This is a genomic window from Streptomyces sp. WAC04114 (assembly GCF_019733245.1).
In the GTDB taxonomy this organism is placed as follows: domain Bacteria; phylum Actinomycetota; class Actinomycetes; order Streptomycetales; family Streptomycetaceae; genus Streptomyces; species Streptomyces massasporeus_A.
Window position 1 is genome coordinate 1 of record NZ_JAIGQA010000307.1, and the last position, 4909, is coordinate 4909.

Consider the following 4909-nt stretch of genomic DNA (forward strand, 5'->3'; position numbering starts at 1 on the left):
CACCTCCACCCTCGACCCCCTCTCCTCCCTCGCCAAGGGCTGCGCCGACGCCGCCTCCTGGACCGTCGACAAGCTCAGCGACGCCGTGAAGGAGACCGCCGACGTCGACTTCACCAACCCCAAGTTCCTCCAGCAGTACGCCGTCGTCTTCGCCGCCTCGACGATCCTCACGCTCCTGCTCTGGCTCCTGGCCGTCGCCAAACGAGCCGTCCGCGGCGTCCCCCTGACCACCGCCCTGTCCGAAGCCATCGGCTTCCTCTGGCTGACCGTCCTGGCCTCCGCCTTCACCCCCCTGATCCTCTACACCGTCGTCTCCGCCACCGACGGCGTCACCGAGGTCCTCGCCAAAGCCACCGGCGACCAGACCGACGCGTTCTTCGGCACCTTCTCCGAGGCCCTCAAGAAGGGCGAGGACATCGGCGGCGGCCCGATCATGCTGATCGTCGTCTCCCTGGTCAGCATCCTCGCCGCCGGAGTCCTCTGGCTCGAGCTCGTCATCAGGGCCGCGCTCCTCTACGTCGGCGCCCTCCTCGGCACCGTCGTCTACGCCGGCCTCGTCGACAAGAACCTGTGGGGCCACGTCCGCCGCTGGGCCGGCATCATGATCGCGGTCATCCTCATCAAACCGGTGATCGTCATCGTCCTCGGCCTCGCCGGCGCACTCTCCGCCGACGACGGACCGAACGCCTTCTCCGCCGTCGTCTCCGGCCTCGCCATCATCCTGCTCGCCATCTTCGCCAGCGCGATGATCTACCGCTTCGTCCCCGGCTTCGGCGACGAGATCGCCGGCTCCCGCAACAACCGCCTCATGCAGGGCGCCGAAGGCAAGGCCGCCGCCGTCATCAGCTCCCCGGCATCCCTCGTCGCGCAGGGCATCAAGACCCACAGCACCCGTGCCGACAACAACGGCGGAGGCAGCCAGTCCTCCGCATCCCGCCCCAGCAACCCCGCCTCCGGCGGAGTCGCCGCGCACAGTGCGCGCACCTCGAACGGCGGCGGCGGATCTGTTCCCTCCGCCGCACCCGCACCCCGTTCGAGCAGCCCCGTCAACACTCCCCACGCCAGCAACACCCGCAACAGCAGTACCAACCGCACGGGAGGTGAAGGGCGTTGACGACCGAGTCCCACGTGTCCCATCCGGTCACGCCCCGCCGGACATATCTGATCGGCCGCGCCCGGCCGAACGCGATCATCGGCCGCAACCGCGAGACCGGCGAGATCGCCCTGATCGTCGTGGGCGCGTTCCTCGGCATGATGTGCGGGCTCCTCGTCCCGGTACTGAGCCTGCGCATCGTGCTGCTCGCCGGCTTCCCGATGCTCGCGCTGTCCGCGGTCTACGTGCCGTACAAGCACCGCACGTTCTACAAGTGGTTCGAGATCAACCGCAGCTACAAGCGGACCCTCAAGAAGGGCACCGCCTACCGCTCCGCCGTCATCGAGGCCGGCACCCGGCTCGACGGCCGCGAGGTCGAGATCGGCCCGCCCCCCGGCATCGGCCGCATCACCTGGCTGGCCGCCCCCTTCGGCCCCGACGAGATCGCCGTGCTCCTGCACGCCGACCGCAAGACCGTCACCGCCGCCATCGAGATCGAGGGCCCCGGCGTCGGCCTGCGCGACAGCGAGGACCAGGAAGCCCTCGTCGACCGCTTCGGCACCCTGCTCAAGCACGTCGCCAACGGCGACGGCTTCGTCACCCGCATCCAGATGCTGGCCCGCACCCTCCCGGCCGACCCGGACGCCCACGCCAAGGACGTCGCCGTCCGCGGCGACGACAAGGCCCTGCCCTGGCTCCAGGAGTCCTACGACCAGCTCCAGTCGATGGTGTCCACCAGCAGCGAGCAGCACCGCGCCTACCTCGTCGCCTGCATGCACTACACGCGCGACCTCGCCGCCGAGGCCAACGCCATGGCCCGCGCGGCCCGCGCCCACGGCGGCAAGGTCGACCGGGACGCCGGACTCGCCGTCGTCATGGCCCGCGAGCTCACCGACATCTGCTCGCGCCTCCAGGAAGCCGACATCCGCGTACGGCAGCCGCTCGGTCAGGGACGGCTGGCCTCGCTGATCCACTCCATGTACGACCCGGACCACCCCATCGACCACATCCAGGCGATGACCAAGCGCAACGCCTGGCCGGCCGAACTGGACGCCATGGAGCCCACCTACCTCCAAGCCAAGACCCGCGAGTCCTCCACCCGCGCCCCCTGGTGCCACGCCACGGCCTGGGTGAAGGAGTGGCCGATGACCCCCGTCGGCGTCAACTTCCTCGCCCCGCTGCTCGTCCACACCCCGGACGTCATCCGCACGGTCGCCGTCACCATGGACCTCGAACCCACCGAGGTCGCCATCGAGCGCATGCTCACCGAGAAGACCAACGACGAGGCCGAGGCCTCCCGCGCCGCCAAGATGAACCGCACCGTCGACCCGCGCGACATCGCCGCCCACTCCCGGCTCGACCAGCGCGGCGAGGACCTCGCCAGCGGCGCCGCCGGCGTCAACCTCGTCGGCTACATCACCGTCTCCTCCCGCAACCCCGACGCGCTCGCCCGCGACAAGCGCACGATCAGAGCCTCCGCGGGCAAGTCGTACCTCAAGCTGGAATGGTGCGACCGCGAGCACCACCGCGCCTTCGTGAACACCCTTCCCTTCGCCACCGGCATTCGGAGGTAGGACCTGATGCGGGACCCGCTGTCCGTCCTCACCGACGCCTTCACCTCCTTCCTCTTCGGGAAGGTCGAGACGACCAGGCTCCCGGTGCGCACGTCCACGGGCCAGGCCCAGGCGGTCTACCTCCCGACCGCCGCACCCGGTCTCGGCGACTCCGGCGTCATCATCGGCCGCGAGGTGTACTCCGGAAAGGGCTACATCTACGACCCCTTCCAGCTCTACGGCCAGCAGCTCCCGGCCCCCCACTGGCTGGTCCTCGGCGAGTCCGGCAACGGCAAGTCGGCGCTGGAGAAGACGTACGTCCTGCGCCAGCTCCGCTTCCGCGACCGCCAGGTCGTCGTCCTGGACGCCCAGGGCGAGGACGGCGTCGGCGAGTGGAACCTCATCGCGCAGGAGCTGGGCATAACTCCCATCCGCCTGGACCCGACAGCGGCCCTGGACATGGGAATCCGCCTCAACCCGCTCGACCCCGCGATCACCACCACCGGCCAGCTCGCCCTGCTCCGGACGATCATCGAGGTCGCCATGGGCCACGGCCTGGACGAACGCTCCGGCTTCGCCCTCAAGGTCGCCCACGCCTACGTCAATGAGACCATCGTCGACCGCCAGCCGGTCCTGACCGACATCGTCGAGCAACTACGCCACCCCGAACCCGAGTCCGCCGAGGCGATGAACATCGCCATAGACGACGTACGGGCCTGGGGCCTGGACGTCGCCCTGGTCCTGGACCGCCTGGTCGACGGTGACCTGCGCGGCATGTTCGACGGCCCCACCACGGTCGGCATCGACCTGGACGCCCCGCTCATCGTCTTCGACCTCTCGCACATCGACCGCAACTCCATCGCCATGCCCATCCTCATGGCGATCGTCGGCGTGTGGCTGGAGCACACCTGGATCCGCCCCGACCGGAAGAAGCGCATCTTCCTGGTCGAGGAGGCCTGGCACATCATCAACAGCCCCTTCGTCGCCCAGCTGTTCCAGCGCCTGCTGAAGTTCGGCCGACGCCTGGGCCTGTCCTTCGTGGCGGTCGTCCACCACCTCTCCGACGTCGTCGACGGCGCGGCCGCCAAGGAGGCCGCGGCGATCCTGAAGATGGCGTCGACCAGGACGATCTACGCCCAGAAGGCGGACGAGGCGAGGGCGACAGGCCGCGTCCTGGGCCTCCCCCGCTGGGCGGTGGAGATCATCCCGACGCTCACCCCCGGCATCGCCGTCTGGGACGTCAACGGCAACGTCCAGGTCGTCAAACACCTGGTCACGGAGACCGAACGCCCCCTGGTCTTCACCGACCGCGCGATGACCCAGTCCTCCGCCGACCTCGCGGACGACGCCCTGCGCGCCGCCGAACTCGAGGCGGAGGAACGCGCCGCGGCCTTCGTGGAGCACCACCTGGGCGACTCCGAATCGACGGTGGCGTAGGCACAGGGGAGGACGCGTGAGACCGGACGACCGTCACGACCGGCGGGCCGGCCAGGGAGGCATCCCCGACGGCCTGCTAATCGGCATACTGGCGTTCCTCCTCGGCATGACGGTGCTGGCGTGGACGGCCACGGGCCTGGCCGCCCTGTTCGCCCACGGCTCCTGGCCCTCCGGCGTCACCTTCGCCCGCACGCCGCTCGCCATGCGCGGTCTCATCGCCCAGCCCCACGACATCCCCGGCGCCTGGCCCGACACGCCCCCCGGCGAACTCTCCGGCTACGGCCTGTTCTGGGGCCTGTTCATCGGCCAGCTGATGATCCTGGTCGTCCTGACCGTGTTCGTGATGGGCACCCTGGCCCGGTGGCGGGCGGTCCGGGCCAGACGCCGGGAGGAGAGAATCCTGGCGGCGGAGGAGCGGATCCCGGCGGCGGAGGAGCGGTCGGCACCGACGCCGCACGAGGTACCCGCGGCGGCGCACGAGCACGCATCCACAGCTGTGCAGCACGAGGTCCCGACACCGCGCCGCTCGGCACCCGATCCCGCGAGCCCACCGGGCCCGCCGACAAGCCCTGCCGACCTCCCACACCCGACGGCGACCGCCGACCCCGCCCCGGCGACCGTCCCCGCGAGCCCGGCATCCCTGTTCGGGCAGGAACGGACGGGCGGGTGGGAAAAGGTCCTCGTAGCCCCAAGGGAAACCCGCCGAACCACCGCCACCCAGGCCGTACGCGACGCGGAAGGCCCAGCGCTCATCGTCACGTCGAACCCCCACCTCTGGCAGGACACCAAGGACGCCAGAGCAAAGCTGGGCCCCACCCATCTCTAC

At 70.3% G+C, this 4909-nt stretch carries 3 protein-coding genes and 1 pseudogene; all 4 read left to right on the plus strand.

The window, feature by feature from the left end; genetic code table 11:
- Nucleotides 1-1114: hypothetical protein (locus K4G64_RS38365; RefSeq protein WP_221760479.1), on the plus strand; the 1114-nt coding region annotated here is incomplete at its 5' end.
- Nucleotides 1111-2667: an SCO6880 family protein gene (locus K4G64_RS38370; RefSeq protein WP_221760480.1), complete on the plus strand. Its 1557-nt coding sequence runs from the start codon at nucleotides 1111-1113 to the stop codon at nucleotides 2665-2667. The genes K4G64_RS38365 and K4G64_RS38370, both read left to right, overlap by 4 nt.
- A 6-nt stretch (nucleotides 2668-2673) precedes the next feature.
- The gene (locus K4G64_RS38375) at nucleotides 2674-4083 is read left to right on the plus strand and encodes an ATP-binding protein (protein ID WP_221760481.1); all 1410 of its coding nucleotides are present in this window, start codon (nucleotides 2674-2676) and stop codon (nucleotides 4081-4083) included.
- 16 nt (nucleotides 4084-4099) lie between these two features.
- Nucleotides 4100-4909 (plus strand): annotated as a pseudogene (locus K4G64_RS38380) (type VI secretion protein); the annotation flags it as partial.

Bases quoted from the DNA above. Each gene is read 5' to 3' on its own strand.
- K4G64_RS38375 (WP_221760481.1), top strand. From the start codon at position 2,674: ATGCGGGACCCGCTGTCCGTCCTCACCGACGCCTTCACCTCCTTCCTC.